Origin of the sequence: Enterobacter sp. JH25, from assembly GCF_021725435.1 — a bacterium.
In the GTDB taxonomy this organism is placed as follows: Bacteria; Pseudomonadota; Gammaproteobacteria; order Enterobacterales; family Enterobacteriaceae; genus Enterobacter; species Enterobacter intestinihominis.
Genome location: NZ_CP091321.1, coordinates 36,257 through 50,076 on the forward strand (window position 1 = coordinate 36,257; position 13,820 = coordinate 50,076).

Below are 13,820 nucleotides of genomic sequence, written 5' to 3' on the forward strand. Positions count from 1 at the left end.
AGCTCTCCGTTTCAAAGTTTTTTGTGGCCTCGCGGATCAAGAGGAAGCACATTGGAGGCCGGCAGTTGGCGCTCCAAGTCCGCAATACGGTCGTACAGCTCAAGAATGGTGGCGTCGGCCTCACTGAGTAGGCTGGCTAGGTGGTCACGCTGCTGCGTGATTTCCTCGATCCGTTCTCGAAGTCCACGATTTTTTCTGCGGGCTAATAAGCTGACTTGGCGCACTGATGGCGGACGTTGCTCAGCGTGTCCTTCCACGTACTTTTGGATCTCAGCGATCAGTAGGGGGAAACGAGCTTTTTTCAGTGCAGAGGGGTCGCTGCCGGCCTCCTTGGCAACGTTGTTCTGACTTACGGGCGTCCCCTTCGGCAGTCGTTCGGGCTTGTTGCTCTTCAGCCGCTCGAACGCTGCGCGATACTGCTCGCCGGCACTCATTCGCTTAGCCGGGTCAGCGGATTCATGTTTGCCGGATGACATGGCGATAATTCTCCACACTACGTTTCTGGGCTTCCAACGAAGTCCTTAGCGGACTGTCTACCTCGGCAGCGGCCAGGCGCTCATCCAATACCGCCTCCAACACTTCGACTTCGTCGAGTTGCTCGGGGTCATAGAGAACGTCCGCACATGGTTTGGTTTCTCCGGGGGAGTCGCCCCCTCCGCAGCGAGCGATATTGTCGATGCCCCCATAGGGACAGGGGGTACGGCTCGTGCAGATGCCCAGCAAAATCGGTCGATGAGTGACCGTCCCCTTCTTAGCCAGATTGATCGCTTTCTTAGCATCAGAGGCTGAGATTAGGCGGACAATCTCAGATTTTCGCTTCTCGCCGTGGGGGCTGACGAATCGGTTGCTCGTCAGCTGTTGCAGCTGCCTACCCAAAGTTTCGTACATGGTGCGGACGTAGTAGGTATGGGCCTTCTCTTCCAGCCGTACCCTGGAATGGTTTTGCCCGTAGTAGAGACTCATCGCTCTGGCGACGTGCTTTAGCTGAAACTGCAATGAAGCGTCGCTGACCAGCCCGGATGCCTGCATATTCACTGCGCCGGTTCGTCGGAGTTGATGCCAGGCCAACGGCCAGATTTTGCCGACCGCAAACTCGTCGGTCAGCGTCGGCGTCACCAACCGAGCCAATTCGAAATCTTCCGGCGTAATGCGCAATTGCTCACGGTCGAACAGCTTGTCGAACCACTGAAGCACATGGGCATAGCTCGGAATCGATGGCCGAATCGTGCGGTTGATCTTGGTGAACTTCGTTCCCCACGGTTCAAGGCAATAATCAAGCAGATAGCGCTTGGCCGGATCATCCGGCACCGAGGCCTCGCCGGGGGGAGAGTCGCATTCTGCGCGGAGGTCTGCGACCACACGCATGGCTTCAACTGCCACCTGAGCTGACGGGGACGTCACCCAAAGTGCCTCAGAATCCGACATCGTCTTGGTCGTTCGTCCGCACAATACATGGATGTCGCCAAACTGCGGATCACGTTCTATGTGCAAGCAATCGGCGCGCAGGTTCCAAGCCTCTTCGACTCGCATGAGGCTGAAGTTCAGCAGATAGCACAGTCCAGATCGACTCACGAGGTTGAGGTAGCGACTCAGAGTTTGAATGCGAATTTCGTCGTCGCTCACTCCCAGCCAGCGACGAAATAGTTCCACCATGCCAAACCGATGCGCGGTGTCGATGAATGGGCCGTAGTACTGCCGCCCAGTCCACTTTCCGTTTGATCCATCCGACGGCCACTGAAACGGATAGAACGATTGTGGCCTGCGTTGTCCTTGGAGACTGGCAGAGTTGTGCCGATAGGCAGCCAGACAGAAGCGGAAGCACTCCTCGACTTGGCCTCGATGCGCCAAAAAGTCATCCAGGCATTCGCGCAAGCGTGTGATTTGATAGTGCCAAATGCGGGGCGGGATATAGGGGGTCTGGAGCTTCTGGTGGTCGGGCATGGCCGCTGCGAGGCGTGCCAACCCTGCGCGATCCAACAAGGTGAACCCCAGCGCATCCCGCCGCTCGTACAGTTCGTGCAGCAATGCCAAGAACTCACCGGACCGGGAAGCCTGGAGCACCTCCGGGAGACGGTCGGCAACGCGCGGAAAATGACTCAGTTCGGATGCGAGAATGCCTTCTTGAGTGCACAAGACGAACAGCCGACGCATCTGGTCGAAGCGCGTTTTCAGGCCTCGGTATCCACGGGCTCCATTGGGGCCGTATAGCCACCAGCCGATTACGGTCCGCAATAAATCGGCGTTCGCAGGATCGATCGCGGCGACATATTTCTTAGCTGGGCCATCGCCGAAATTGAGAGTGAGCCGTTTTCCCGCCCATGGGTCGAGCCGCCAAATGGCATCGCCCCAACGGCTCACCACCTGGCCAGCGGCATCTATGATGACCGGCCAATCACGCTGCGGTGGCCAGCACGGCGGACGGTAGTTCGGCGCATCAGGAATCGCTAGGGGCGAGTCGATGCCGAGGCCAAGTTCGGAAAGAATATTTTTCGTCATGCTGATCTTTGTCGCAGTTCTGCCAATCGGATGAAGCCATCCCAGGCCGGGTGGTAGTCACCTTCACTTATGCGCGCTCTGGCTTCTTCGACCCAAAGCCTGCGGACCTCGCTACTTTCTTCGAAGAAGCGCAGTTTGGCCGTCAGCCGATCGATCACCAGCAGGGCCGGATGCTCTGTCGTCAGGTGCTTACCCGAACTGGATGGGCGGTAGCGTGCCAGTTCAAGCGATTTGAGGTGGCGCAAGCTACCGAGAGACCACACATGATCCTCACTTTCGATATCCCGGTGCTGGGTACAGAACAGGCAACCGGCAGCATTGATGCAGTCGGGTCGCGGACCATTCTTCGGCATCGTGCCCACTGGTTCAGGTGTGGCCGATACACATCTACCAGGAGCAGGAGGTGAAAGGGACGGATCGGTTTGCTGATGGAAGCGCGTAATTTCCACCATAGCGATCTGCGGATGGGGGTCGGCATATACGCGTATCAGCGTTTGCACCGTATGCTGGGCCAACTCCGCAACCTGTTGGGGATTCTGGGACTCCCGAAGCAACCAGTTGATGCGCGTCCCGCGCAGTTTTCGCGGTCTCACTATCGGTATGCCAAGCTCGCGGCAGATGCGCGTAACGTTCGTGAACTGCGTCGCCTCTTCTAGGATTCGTCCCCCGCTACGTATAAGCGGAAAGAGCAAACCATCCGGCTCATTGGGAAACCATTCGGAACGCCATTCGAGATAGCGCTCGAACCACTCTCGATAACTGGCAAAGATCTCGAATAGCACTTCTCCTTCCCGTCGATTTTTGTAGGTACGTACCTGGTAGCCGTCTATGTGGCTGGTGTAATGAAACTGCTCAACCCGCAGGGTATGTGCTTGCTGGAGGTTCAGACCGGTCTGGGCGATGAACATCAGCAATTCACTCTCGATCCGTAAATTGACGATGGGGAAACGGGTCCGCAGTGTCCGATCTGCATCGTGGGCGGCACGCGCCGCCAGGGATGCTTCGATTTGCGCTTGGTTTTGCGGCCTGGTACGGCGGGCCGCTACTTTCTCGGGGCTCTGCAATCCCGACCATAGTTCCAGCACTTGGCCGGTGCGTAACGAAATACAAACTGGGAGGGGGGCCATTGTCCCCCTCCAGGTCAATGCCTCGCATACGTCAGCTAGAAGGTGTCCGAATGCGAAGGTGTTTTGCAGATTCTGCTTGTCCGCTTTGCTCGTATGTACCTTGCCTTTGCCGCGCGGCTTGCGAATACGTGTGCTCTTGCTCAGGCTTGCTTGGCGGTCCAATGCTCGGTCCAGCATCGTCGCCGTGAGCCTGGTGAGATCGTACAGGGACCCATCGCTGAAATTGCGTTCGACTCGATGACGCTGGAGCAAGTGATCGGTCCAACGAATGAACGTGTCGGCCGCCGTCTCGAGACTGAGATTCACGTTTTCTGAATCGATCCAGGCAAAGAATCGGCGCAATGCACTGATCTTGTTCTGCACCGAGAAGCGACTTCCGCCACCAGCAAGGTCGTCAGTCATGTGCTCATGCAGCTGCGTCACCAGCTCGAAACGTTCCGGCAAGGGACTGCCGAGTTCGCCCTGCGCGATCTGGCGGCCCACATGCTTCACCTTTGCTGCTGCACCTCCGCGAAACAGCAGCGGCCGGAGGTCCCAGGGCGTTTCAGTGGCCCCATACTCAAGCATCGGGAAAGTGAGGTCGAATTCGGAACTATCCATCGTGCCGCGCCCCAGCGCCGATCCCGCTAAATGCCGCCATGAAGCTATTTGAGAGGGCTTGTTTGATCGGCAGTGCCTGTACGAATCGGATGTATTTGAAGGTGGTGGCTTCAGAGTTAGGCCCATGGAGCAACGCGTCGCTGACCGTCGCAATTACAATAGCGACATCGGCACAAGCCGATAGCGCCAGACGTGCCAATTCGGTACCGAAGGTGCAGCGCGACTGATGGAAGCGGAATTTACGGAGCACCTGTAGTTCTGCTTTGACGCCCCGTTTTCGAAACTCGGACATCTCAACATTCACAGCAGATGACTGATCGGTGCCGCGCCTGCCATAGGCGTTACCAAAGCGGGTCAAGAACAGCAAATCACGATTCTCGGGCGAGGCTTTCGCCTCTCGTTCCATCCTCCGCCAGCCTTTGGCATATTCCAGCAATTCATCACGCAACGCTTCGGGTATCCAGACCTGGCCAGTCACACCGAATTTCGTGTGCACTGGCGGAGCTGCGCCTGGACCAACTGCAAGGCGTAGAAGCCCTTCAGCGGAAGGGTCGGGGGCGGCGCGCTCCAGAGACTGAATCTTGAGATCACAGATGCTGCCGAGCCGCATCCCGGTAAAAAATCCAAGGGCCAACATGAGGTAGAGCTCGGGCGTGGCGTTCTCTGCGGCGAAATCCAGAATTGCATCGCGATCGGTCTCCGAGACTGGCAACAGCCCATCTTCAAGCGTTTGGCCTGGGCGCTTACGGTTCGGGATGCTGAGGTCGGTGGTGGTTCCGCTGATCGTTCGCTCGAACCCCACCCGGTCGAAGTATTTAACGACGTAGGGTTTTTCCCGCCACAGCTGGACGTGTGGAGAAAGAAGCTCCCTATGCCTTACCCACCGATAGAACATGATGCAATTGCGCATGTACTCAGACGCCGTGGATGGGCCGATCTGGCCGGCATCGCGCATCTTGATCAACGCCCCTCGGTATAGCACCAGGCAGCGGTCAGCTTTGCGAGCGGGAAACTCGAACCACTGCAAATCACGAGATTCAAGAAATTTAGCGTAATTGAGAAGGCCATTCATGTTACTGGCAACGGTCTTAAGAGAAGCGTCACCAGTCGTTGCTCGCTCCACTGCCCACAGGTTTGCCTCCCTCCAAGGTGCATAGTCTGCCCAAAAGATTTGGGGCAAGCCCTCAATGGATGGCCGGCTGCTACTGGGGGAGTATGCGACGGCGTTCTCTCTGCGCACGAGGTAATGGGGCACGAAATGAATGCGCTCTAGCGTCGCCATTCAACGCCCCTGGGACGCTTAACAATGTCCATAGATAGAACTCAATAGCTTAGGCGTCCGCACTATACAACTTACTCTTATCGATGCTGTACTGCTCCACGCGCGGCGCCAGTTCTTCGAGATGAGACATAACTCTGTTCGACATAGACGCATAGAGCTCGTAATTGCACGAGAACGTGATGACCGGCTCCGGGAATTGTGCCGTCTTCAGCTGGAACCAGGGGACGCCCATTTTAATACCCAGCCGTTTCGCTTCGGCACTGCGCGCGATGACGCAGCCATCATTGTTACTGAGCACCACAACGGGCCTGTTACGCAGGTCCGGACGAAATACTTTCTCACAGCTGGCGTAGAAGCTGTTGACGTCAGCCAAAGCGAACATCAATTCGTACCCCGCGTCTTATGTATGAATGCCATCACCACGCCGAATATCTGCAGTTCTTCCGGATAAAGAGTGGGGTAGGCGGGATTCATCGGCAGCAGGGCGATACGGGGTTTAAGCTGCAGGCGCTTAACGGTGAATTCGCCATCTGTTTCCGCGATGACAATATCCCCCTGCATGGGTTTTTCAGCTTTGTCGACAACCATGAGATCGCCGGAGTGCAGGCCCATATCTTTCATCGAATCGCCAATGGCCCGGACAAAGTAGGTCGCGCTGGGGCGACGGATACAGTAGGCGTTCAGATCCAGTTCGTCTTCGGTATAGTCCGCGGCCGGTGACGGAAAACCAGCCGGACAGCGCTCTGTGAAAAGTGGTGCGGTGGACAGTGCTGGCTCTGATGCGGGAGTGACAAAAAGGATCATGGCATACCTCTTAAAATACCTGTTTTTACATGGGTCTTCCCCGATCATGGTGGGAAGGCTCAGAACGCCATATTCAGCTTTCCGTAGTGGAACATCACCCCCAGTTTAAAGCGCTCCCGGTTTCGGTATCCCCTGGCTTTTATCCTCAGCAGCCTGATCTTGCTGTTAAGTGCCTCCGCATTTCCGTTTGAGACACTGTGTCGCATCGCATTCAGGATCCCGTACAGCCTTTTTCCTATCGTTTTCGCGGCATTTTTCATCATGGGAACGTCACTGTTAGCCGCCAGCGCCAACCATCTCTGCCAGTCACTCCGTCTTTCCTCGCTCCATGGCCTGTTCCAGATATCCTTTGCCAGCTCTTTCAGCGCCCAGCACTGGCTCGTCAGCTTCATCTGTGCACGCAGCCACATCAGCTTTTCCTGCCGGGATTCGGTCATCCACTTATCGCTGTACTGCCACAGGAAGCGGGTTCCTTTTGCCTGGTGTCGGCTTTCAACAGGGAGGTGCGGATGTTCATTCTGACGGGTTTTATCAACTACCTCGCCCAGTTGCTTCGCCACATGGAAGCGGTCAAAGGCGATTTTCTCAACCGCACTGGGTAAGTGGATACGCGCTGCTCTTATATAGCCCGCGTTCATGTCCATTGAGAGCGTTTTGATAGCCAGCAACTGCCCATCAGTGAGCGTGCGAAGATAGCCGGCAAGACTCTCTGTGCCGCGATCATCCGTTAAGGCCAGCGCCCGACCATCGCGATCGGAGATCACCGTTATGTAACGATGTCCTTTTTTAAAGGCGACCTCATCCACATTCATATGACGGGCGGATAATGGCTTTTTTATCCGGGCAAGACCTCGCTTAACTGCCCGGGTCATAATGCCGTCAACCGCATTCCAACTGAGCTTAAGTTGCTTCCTGACAGCATCAACGGTGCTGATTTTCAGCCATGAGAGAACGAACGATTCGAATAGCAACGTATACCGGCTTCCGGGGCCAGCCCACGGAACAGGCAACGTCAGGCAGCCATGCTCCGGACACATAATTCGTGGAACATCGGCTTCAACAATAGTGGTGAACTGGCAGGTATCAAGATGGCGCCATTTACGATGACGGTGATCGTGAACAGAACAGGATTTACCGCAGGTCGGACAGGCTAGCCGGGTGTTTTCAGCGATCTCAATAGTGACAGTAACAGAACCGGCATTTTCATCGAGAGAAAGGGACTTTACCTGCCACGGATCGGACAGGTTGAGAATATGAGCGTAGAGGGACTTTTCGTCCATGGCGGTGACCTCTGGCGATTAAATACACCATTATCATGCCTTCAGCCACCACAACAAGGGAAGACCCTTTTACATACAGTGTTATTTAAGATATTTCCCGTCCTGCAAGGAGAATTTTTCCTGTTCCTGCCAGGTTATTGTTCTGGCAGATAAAACAGGCAGTGGGTTATCCACAGAAACGGTGCATAACCCTGTGAGTCGATGCCGGGTATCTCACCGTCTGCTAAGTCAGTGGCTCTATAAGTTCCCGGCCCTGGTTCCCGGGATTGCCAACAGCCCGGCTGACGGGGTGCCATGTGAAATCTTCGGCGGGAAGACTGCCCTCACGGGCAATGTCTTCCGCCTCTTTACCGGTTGTGTTTTCGCTGAGCCATTTACGTGCGGCATCCGGTGAGTACACGAGTGGTCGCCGGTCGTGAATGTCCAGCAGTTCCTCATCCGCAGCGGCCGTGACGATCAGGAATCCTTCCTGGTCATTGCCGTTCTCAAAAGGTGGTTTCCCGATGGCAGCGAGCAGGAGCGGATTTCCGTCCTTACGGTAAATGAAAAACGGCTGTTTCACGCCGTTTTGCTGTTTCCACTCAAACCAGCCGTCAGCAAAAACAATGGCCCGTCCGTGCTCCCAGAGTGGCCTGAACATCCGGCTGCCGGCCGCAGTTTCACTTCTGGCGTTGATGAGAGCGGGCTTGTTCCACCACTCCGGCGCATAACCCCAGTGAACAGGATCAAGATGCAGCTGCGAGCGGCGTTCACTCAGCAGTAATACACGGGTTCCGGGCGCAACGTTGTAGCGGCCGACGGGCTCCGGATCATACGGGATGTCCCGTTCTGCTTCTTCTCCGAGAAAGGCCAGGTACTCCTCGCGGGAGTTGTACTGCGTAAACCGACCGCACATTATCGTTTCTCCGGTGTAGATTTCGCATGCGAAATCTGTGTTTTCATCAGTTCAGAAAATAGGCCGTTTTTCAGGTTCCTGCCATCGTGTGGCCGCCGTGCCGCTACTGTAGCCGGGCCGCTTCGAATGCAAGGGTTCGCTCTGCCGGTGTCCTCACCCGGTCGCAGTTTATTTCAAAGGCTTTACCCGCTGTCTTCCCGTCGTTTTCCGTCTCAATTTTCGCCGTCAAACCGTCCAGCCAGCGTGGGCTTTTTCACTGCGCTGCGGCTTGCGGCACCGCCCCTGCATTCTCCACTTTTCGCCCGGCTGTCGTATCGGCACGGCGTAACTGGCGCCGCTTTGAGAAAGGAGAACTACTATGTCCCGATTTATCCAGGGTAATTGCGTCCATATCATGTCCGGCTTTCCGGATAATGCTGTCGATTTCATTCTCACCGACCCGCCATATCTCGTCGGTTTTCGTGACCGTCAGGGGCGTACCATCGCCGGCGATAAAACTGATGAATGGCTGCAACCCGCCTGCCATGAGATGTATCGCGTGCTGAAAAAAGACGCGCTGATGGTGAGCTTCTACGGCTGGAACCGCGTCGATCGCTTTATGGCCGCCTGGAAAAATGCGGGATTCAGCGTTGTCGGCCACCTGGTGTTTACCAAAACCTACACATCGAAGGCCGCATATGTGGGCTATCGCCACGAATGCGCCTACATCCTTGCAAAAGGCCGTCCGCCCCTGCCGCAAAACCCGTTGAATGACGTAATTGCGTGGAAATATTCAGGCAACCGGCACCACCCGACCGAAAAACCCGTAACCAGCCTGCAACCGTTGATTGAGTCCTTCACACATCCCGGCGCGATTGTGCTCGACCCCTTTGCCGGCAGTGGCTCCACCTGCGTGGCCGCCCTCCAGGCTGGCCGTCGTTACATCGGTATTGAACTGCTGGAGCAGTATCACCGGGCCGGACAGCAGCGTCTGGCCGCCGTCCGGCGCGCCATGCAGTACCCGGCCGCTAACGACGAGTTCCCGGAGGCCGCGTAATGAACTATGCAGGACACGAAAAACTCCGCGCAGAAGTGGCGGAAGTCGCCAACAGCATGTGTGACCTGCGGGCGACGCTGAACGGGATGGAGCACCGCTATCGCTTTGACTCTGATGTGCTGGCCGAACGCCTGACCCGTCAGACCCTTTTTCGCATCAATGCCCTGTTTATGGCGGCATACAACGAAATGCTTGAGCTGGATGCCTGCTTTAAGGACTAAGGAGAAAAACATGTACGGAACCTGTGAAACCCTCTGCCGCTTGTTGCGTGAGCAGTATCCCGCAGAAACCCCGCTGAACCTCATTATCTGGTCCCCGGCGGATATCGAAGCACTGGCCGACGGAATGGAATATGCCGTTTCGGAGCAGGACACAAGGGCGGTACTGGCGCGTATGGACGCCATTCCGGAGGAACAACGGCTTGAGTCGGGCGTGTCTGCCGGTGCGGTGATGGATCTGATTGAACAGGTGAAAGAGGCCGTTCCGGCGGTGATGGTGCCGGCGGACCTGCTTGAAACCCTGCTGACCACTGCCGAACAGGCGTTATGGCACAGAGAATGGACCGCCCGTGACTGCAATCATCCGGTCCCGGAAAGCGTTACCCGTCGCCTGGCTGATGCGGCGAAAGTTCGCGCCTTACTGAAAAAATGAAATCAACACGCCGCCCGGGCGGCGTGTACTGACCCCGTTCAGAGGAACCCATTATGCAGGAAACCACCACGTTAAACGCCCTTGTTATGCGCCGTGCGCGCGATTTGATTGCTGATTATGGATGGCCTGACCATACCGATGTTGATCAGCGTGATCCGGTCAATAAACCGGGCTGGATAAGCATTTATGTCCGTCTGGATGCGGCAAATATTGTTCATCTGCTGCCTTTGCTTTGTACCGGTGACGTACCCGCAGATCTGCAAAGTGCCATGACAAAAATATCCGGGACGCCAGCGCAGATTATTTTATCCGGCAGCCGCTATGCCGACGCGCCGCAGCTTCCGGAGGACGGAACACAGATAGCTTTCCCCTGGGCCGGGGAATGGCTGACGGAGCCGGAGATTCAGGCTGTAACGGATTGCCTGTCCCGCGCCGTGCGGGATGTATCCCGGCAGGTATGGGAGGATGCGCGCCGGATAAAGGCGGCACTGAACACGCGCGGGGAAACGCTGTTTTATCGCCAGACCCGAAACTTCCGTCTGGTTGTGAAGGAAAATGATATGCCCTGCTGGCTGGACGATGATGACAATTTGCCGGTGGTGCTCGATGCCATCCTGAACAAAGGGGCACGCTACAGTAGCGTCGAGTTCTTTGTTATCAGCGACAAAGTGGATCAAATCCTGGCATGTGGCCAGATGTGCGATGTGCTGCGTATTCCGGGCGAGCCTCCGCGCCGGTGGATGGATTTAACCCTGTTACATGAGGTCATGGCAGAAGCGCGTGCAGAAATCAGTCTTGTCCGCAATGCCCTGTCAGCAATCCGGCCAGTTTAGCGAACAGCAGGGGGCGGCGGCCCCCTGAATCTGGCACGAAGGATAAGGATGTCGCCGGCTCCGCTTTTACGGCTCTTCCTCCACGTTGTTCCGGCTTCGCGTTGAGTAACGTCCCGTGCGGCCTGCGGCAAACGCCGTGCCTCTACTGTAGCCGGGCCGCGGCTGATGCAAGGGAAGCGTAAACGCCGTCACCTTCACCCGGTCGCAGTTTATTTCATACGTTATCCGCCGTCTTCCCGTCGTTTTCCGGCTCAGTTTTCGCCGTCAAACCGTCCAGCCTGCTCCTGCTTTTTTACTGCGCTGCGGCTTCGGTGACGCCCTTGCATCCTCCGCTTTTCGCCCGGCTGTCGTGTCGGCACGGCGTAAGCCGGAACTCAGACGACATCGACTAGGGAGGATTTTTTATGCGCACTACAACCACCACACCCGCTGTTTACGTGGGCACGTATCACAAATACAACTGCGGCAGCATTTTCGGCAAATGGTTTGATCTGACGGAATTTGACGGCAGGGAGGATTTTTACGAGGCCTGTCAGGCGCTGCATGCCGATGAATGGGATGCCGAGTTTATGTTTCAGGACTGGGAAGGTATCCCGTCGCAGTTCGTCTCTGAATGCTCCATTGACTGGGATTTTATCGCCGCTTACAAACGCGCCGAAGAAGAGGGCAGGGAAGCCGCTTTTATCGCCTGGGCGGAGTATACCGGCGAATGTGACTATGACGCGTTTGATGATGCGTACCGCGGCGAGGCGGAAAGCGAGGAAGACTATGCGCGGGAGATGGTGGAGGACAACGGCCTGTTAAATGAGGTGCCGGAGCCGTTGCGCAGCTATTTCGATTTTGAAGCCTGGGCGCGTGACCTGTTCAGCAGCGGTTATGTGTTCCATGACGGCTATGTCTTCAGCAACTGATTAATGTCCGGCGGGCAAACCCGCCGGTTAAGGAGAAAACGTATGAAACTTGCACCGGAAACCCGCGAGATCCTGCGACAGTACAAAGCCCTGATTAATGCCCGCCGACGTGATGCCGGTCAGCGGGAACTGACCACCGCGCAGGTGATGGATGAAATCTGCGAATACATGACCTGTCAGTGTGCCGTGTACATCGGCGGTCATTTCATCTTACAGGGTGGAAAAGGCCAGTAAGTATGATGGCAGGCGTCCGGGCCGGAGGGCGCCTGTCAGCCCGCGCGAAAAACCGGGCAGGCTGCGCCTGCCGGAGAGAAACTTCGCCGCGCCTGCGGCGCCGCGCACTCTCCTCTCCATTGTCAGTCGCTGTTGCCCGGGAATGTGCGTATTATCAGGGATATCTTCCTGTAAAGCAGACCGGTGATGCATATGTCGAAGTGGAATATCGCCTCTTTCTCAAAAGAAGATCAGGATAAGGTCTCGGTCGATAAAGTCGCCGCTGCCGTTGCCTGGCAGGAAAGGATGAACAGGCCCGTGGTGCCGGAGCTGGCTGAACGGGAACAGCCTGAACATCTTCGCCAGTATTTCCGTGAACGGCTTGACGTTCATCGGCAGAACAGTCAGCAGCTGCCGCGCGCAAATGCGCCCGAATATCATAAACCCGGAGATGAGCAGCAGAAGTGATTCTTATAGTCAGTGTGTCCAGGGAGGAAATTTTATGCGTATGTCTCTGATGTTTGCGGCCGTGACTCTTTTAACCGGTATTAACCTGTTGTTTATTCCGTTTCAGCCTGTACCGGCTCTATGGGGGGGAATCTTGGCCGTTGCTTTTATCCTGATTAATGTCGCGGCGGATAAACTGCGTCTCTGAGGTGGCGTTGCATGGATTATCGTTGCCGGCATCATCATAATGTTGATGCTGAAGGGGAAGGAACCGGGGGACGAATTAAGAGTGCTGATCACCGTTTTTGCTTTCCTGGCTTCGGCCTGGTATAGCGTTGTGCAGTACAGAAAAGAAAAGCATTTTCGCTCCTGATGTTCCCGGCTGGCATCAAGCTGGATGATCGTCAGCCATCATTTTAGCCGCATGTAATCCATTCTTATCCTCCCGTTTTCTGTTTTCTGCCCGTTCCCGTTTTCATTGCGGGCGTCCGGGCGGGCTGTCGTGAACGGAGCCGGTAAACCGTCTCCGCCCTTCGGGCTTCCATCCCATGACGCAACACCAGGGCTTGCAGCATCCTTATCAGGATGCGCCGCCTCTGTCGCGCCGTGGCCTGCGCTCCCTGCACCCCGGCGAAAATCAACGGCCGCCGGGCTGTAAGGGGCAACGCCGTTTCGCGCCCGCGCTTTCCGTCGTTGCGGCGGGTTCCTGCTCATTCCTTGCCTGGTTTTTTCACCCTTTTGAGTCCTTTCGCCGGGGCTGAGACAAGCACAGCCGCTGTCAGCTGTCCAGGGTAAATGGCACGCGGTAAACCGCGCCCCGGACATCCGCCATCGCCCGCGCTGGTTTACGCCCCTGCGGCGAACGGCTCTCAAACGGGTGAAGGTAACAACCAGCGTGGGCGTTCAGCAGGTCCCCGCAAAACGTCAAAACCGCGGCCCCGGCAACTCAACGGGTGATGGTTTTTTAAAAGCAAAACAGGTTCAGAAGGAGGGGCAACATGAGCGAGGCGCTGGCGGTTTTACCCGACGACACCTTTACCCGCGAACAGGCTGAGGTCGTTGCGGCGCAGTACACCAACGTGGCAATTGAGGACGATCAGGGTACACATTTTCGTCTGGTCGTTCGTCAGAACGGCGTAATGGTCTGGCGCGCGTGGAATTTTGAAGCGGATACCGGGAAATGGCTCAACCGTTACATCGAACGTTACGGTATTCGTAAACAGCAGTAAATAAGAAGGTGCCCTG

At 56.3% G+C, this 13,820-nt stretch carries 15 protein-coding genes and 3 pseudogenes; 9 read left to right on the forward strand and 9 right to left on the reverse strand.

Translation table 11 applies throughout. From position 1 onward, the window contains the following. Positions 1–11 precede the first annotated feature (11 nt). From L2Y28_RS24180 to L2Y28_RS24215, 8 genes and pseudogenes are all read right to left on the reverse strand, one after another. Positions 12–476 carry a hypothetical protein gene (locus tag L2Y28_RS24180; RefSeq protein ID WP_023443007.1) on the reverse strand — a complete coding sequence of 155 codons (465 nt, stop codon included), beginning with the start codon at positions 474–476 and terminating at the stop codon, positions 12–14. Next, a complete protein-coding gene (locus L2Y28_RS24185) occupies positions 457–2,496 on the reverse strand; it encodes a hypothetical protein (RefSeq protein ID WP_034039551.1) in 2,040 nt (679 codons plus the stop codon). The genes L2Y28_RS24180 and L2Y28_RS24185 overlap by 20 nt, the downstream gene beginning before the upstream one ends. Further along, a complete protein-coding gene (locus L2Y28_RS24190) occupies positions 2,493–4,223 on the reverse strand; it encodes a site-specific integrase (protein WP_034039553.1) in 1,731 nt (576 codons plus the stop codon). The genes L2Y28_RS24185 and L2Y28_RS24190 overlap by 4 nt, the downstream gene beginning before the upstream one ends. Further along, positions 4,216–5,505, reverse strand: coding sequence for a site-specific integrase (locus L2Y28_RS24195; RefSeq protein WP_034039555.1), 1,290 nt, complete (start codon positions 5,503–5,505; stop codon positions 4,216–4,218). Before L2Y28_RS24195 ends, L2Y28_RS24190 begins: the two co-directional genes overlap by 8 nt. A 76-nt stretch (positions 5,506–5,581) precedes the next feature. Further along, positions 5,582–5,887 (reverse strand): annotated as a pseudogene (locus L2Y28_RS24200) (DNA polymerase V subunit UmuC); the annotation flags it as partial. Further along, on the reverse strand, positions 5,887–6,309 hold the full coding sequence (gene umuD / locus L2Y28_RS24205; protein WP_015493080.1) for a translesion error-prone DNA polymerase V autoproteolytic subunit: 423 nt from the start codon (positions 6,307–6,309) through the stop codon (positions 5,887–5,889). The pseudogene L2Y28_RS24200 and the gene umuD, both read right to left, overlap by 1 nt. Before the next feature lie 59 nt (positions 6,310–6,368). After that, positions 6,369–7,589 carry an ISL3-like element ISKox3 family transposase gene (locus L2Y28_RS24210; protein ID WP_000343760.1) on the reverse strand — a complete coding sequence of 407 codons (1,221 nt, stop codon included), beginning with the start codon at positions 7,587–7,589 and terminating at the stop codon, positions 6,369–6,371. A 223-nt stretch (positions 7,590–7,812) separates the two neighbouring features. Next, positions 7,813–8,484, reverse strand: coding sequence for an SOS response-associated peptidase family protein (locus L2Y28_RS24215; RefSeq protein ID WP_015493079.1), 672 nt, complete (start codon positions 8,482–8,484; stop codon positions 7,813–7,815). Positions 8,485–8,842: 358 nt separating this feature from the next. On the opposite strand from L2Y28_RS24215, the gene L2Y28_RS24220 reads away from it, so the two are divergent. The 8 genes and pseudogenes from L2Y28_RS24220 to L2Y28_RS24255 all read left to right on the forward strand — a co-directional run bounded on the left by L2Y28_RS24220 (position 8,843) and on the right by L2Y28_RS24255 (position 12,948). Continuing rightward, positions 8,843–9,520, forward strand: a complete 678-nt coding sequence (locus L2Y28_RS24220) for a DNA methylase (protein WP_002211749.1) — start codon at positions 8,843–8,845, stop codon at positions 9,518–9,520. Continuing rightward, positions 9,520–9,741, forward strand: a complete 222-nt coding sequence (locus L2Y28_RS24225) for a hypothetical protein (protein WP_015493077.1) — start codon at positions 9,520–9,522, stop codon at positions 9,739–9,741. Before L2Y28_RS24220 ends, L2Y28_RS24225 begins: the two co-directional genes overlap by 1 nt. Before the next feature lie 10 nt (positions 9,742–9,751). Then, a complete protein-coding gene (locus L2Y28_RS24230; RefSeq protein WP_016479994.1) occupies positions 9,752–10,171 on the forward strand; it encodes a DUF1380 family protein in 420 nt (139 codons plus the stop codon). 53 nt (positions 10,172–10,224) lie between these two features. Beyond that, positions 10,225–11,004: a hypothetical protein gene (locus tag L2Y28_RS24235; RefSeq protein WP_015493075.1), complete on the forward strand. Its 780-nt coding sequence runs from the start codon at positions 10,225–10,227 to the stop codon at positions 11,002–11,004. Between the two features lie 404 nt (positions 11,005–11,408). Next, positions 11,409–11,915: an antirestriction protein ArdA gene (locus tag L2Y28_RS24240; protein WP_015493074.1), complete on the forward strand. Its 507-nt coding sequence runs from the start codon at positions 11,409–11,411 to the stop codon at positions 11,913–11,915. A gap of 42 nt (positions 11,916–11,957) precedes the next feature. Then, entirely contained in the window at positions 11,958–12,149 is a 192-nt protein-coding gene (locus tag L2Y28_RS24245; protein WP_015493073.1) for a hypothetical protein, read from the forward strand. Between the two features lie 192 nt (positions 12,150–12,341). Beyond that, the gene (locus L2Y28_RS24250) at positions 12,342–12,596 is read left to right on the forward strand and encodes a DNA polymerase III subunit theta (RefSeq protein WP_015493072.1); all 255 of its coding nucleotides are present in this window, start codon (positions 12,342–12,344) and stop codon (positions 12,594–12,596) included. A gap of 34 nt (positions 12,597–12,630) precedes the next feature. Next, a pseudogene (locus L2Y28_RS24255) lies at positions 12,631–12,948 on the forward strand (hypothetical protein). A gap of 117 nt (positions 12,949–13,065) precedes the next feature. On the opposite strand, the pseudogene L2Y28_RS25610 reads toward L2Y28_RS24255, so the two are convergent. Further along, positions 13,066–13,289, reverse strand: a pseudogene (locus tag L2Y28_RS25610) (hypothetical protein); the annotation flags it as partial. Positions 13,290–13,573: 284 nt separating this feature from the next. On the opposite strand from L2Y28_RS25610, the gene L2Y28_RS24265 reads away from it, so the two are divergent. After that, positions 13,574–13,804: a DUF905 domain-containing protein gene (locus tag L2Y28_RS24265; protein WP_015493071.1), complete on the forward strand. Its 231-nt coding sequence runs from the start codon at positions 13,574–13,576 to the stop codon at positions 13,802–13,804. The last annotated feature ends 16 nt before the right edge of the window (positions 13,805–13,820 follow it).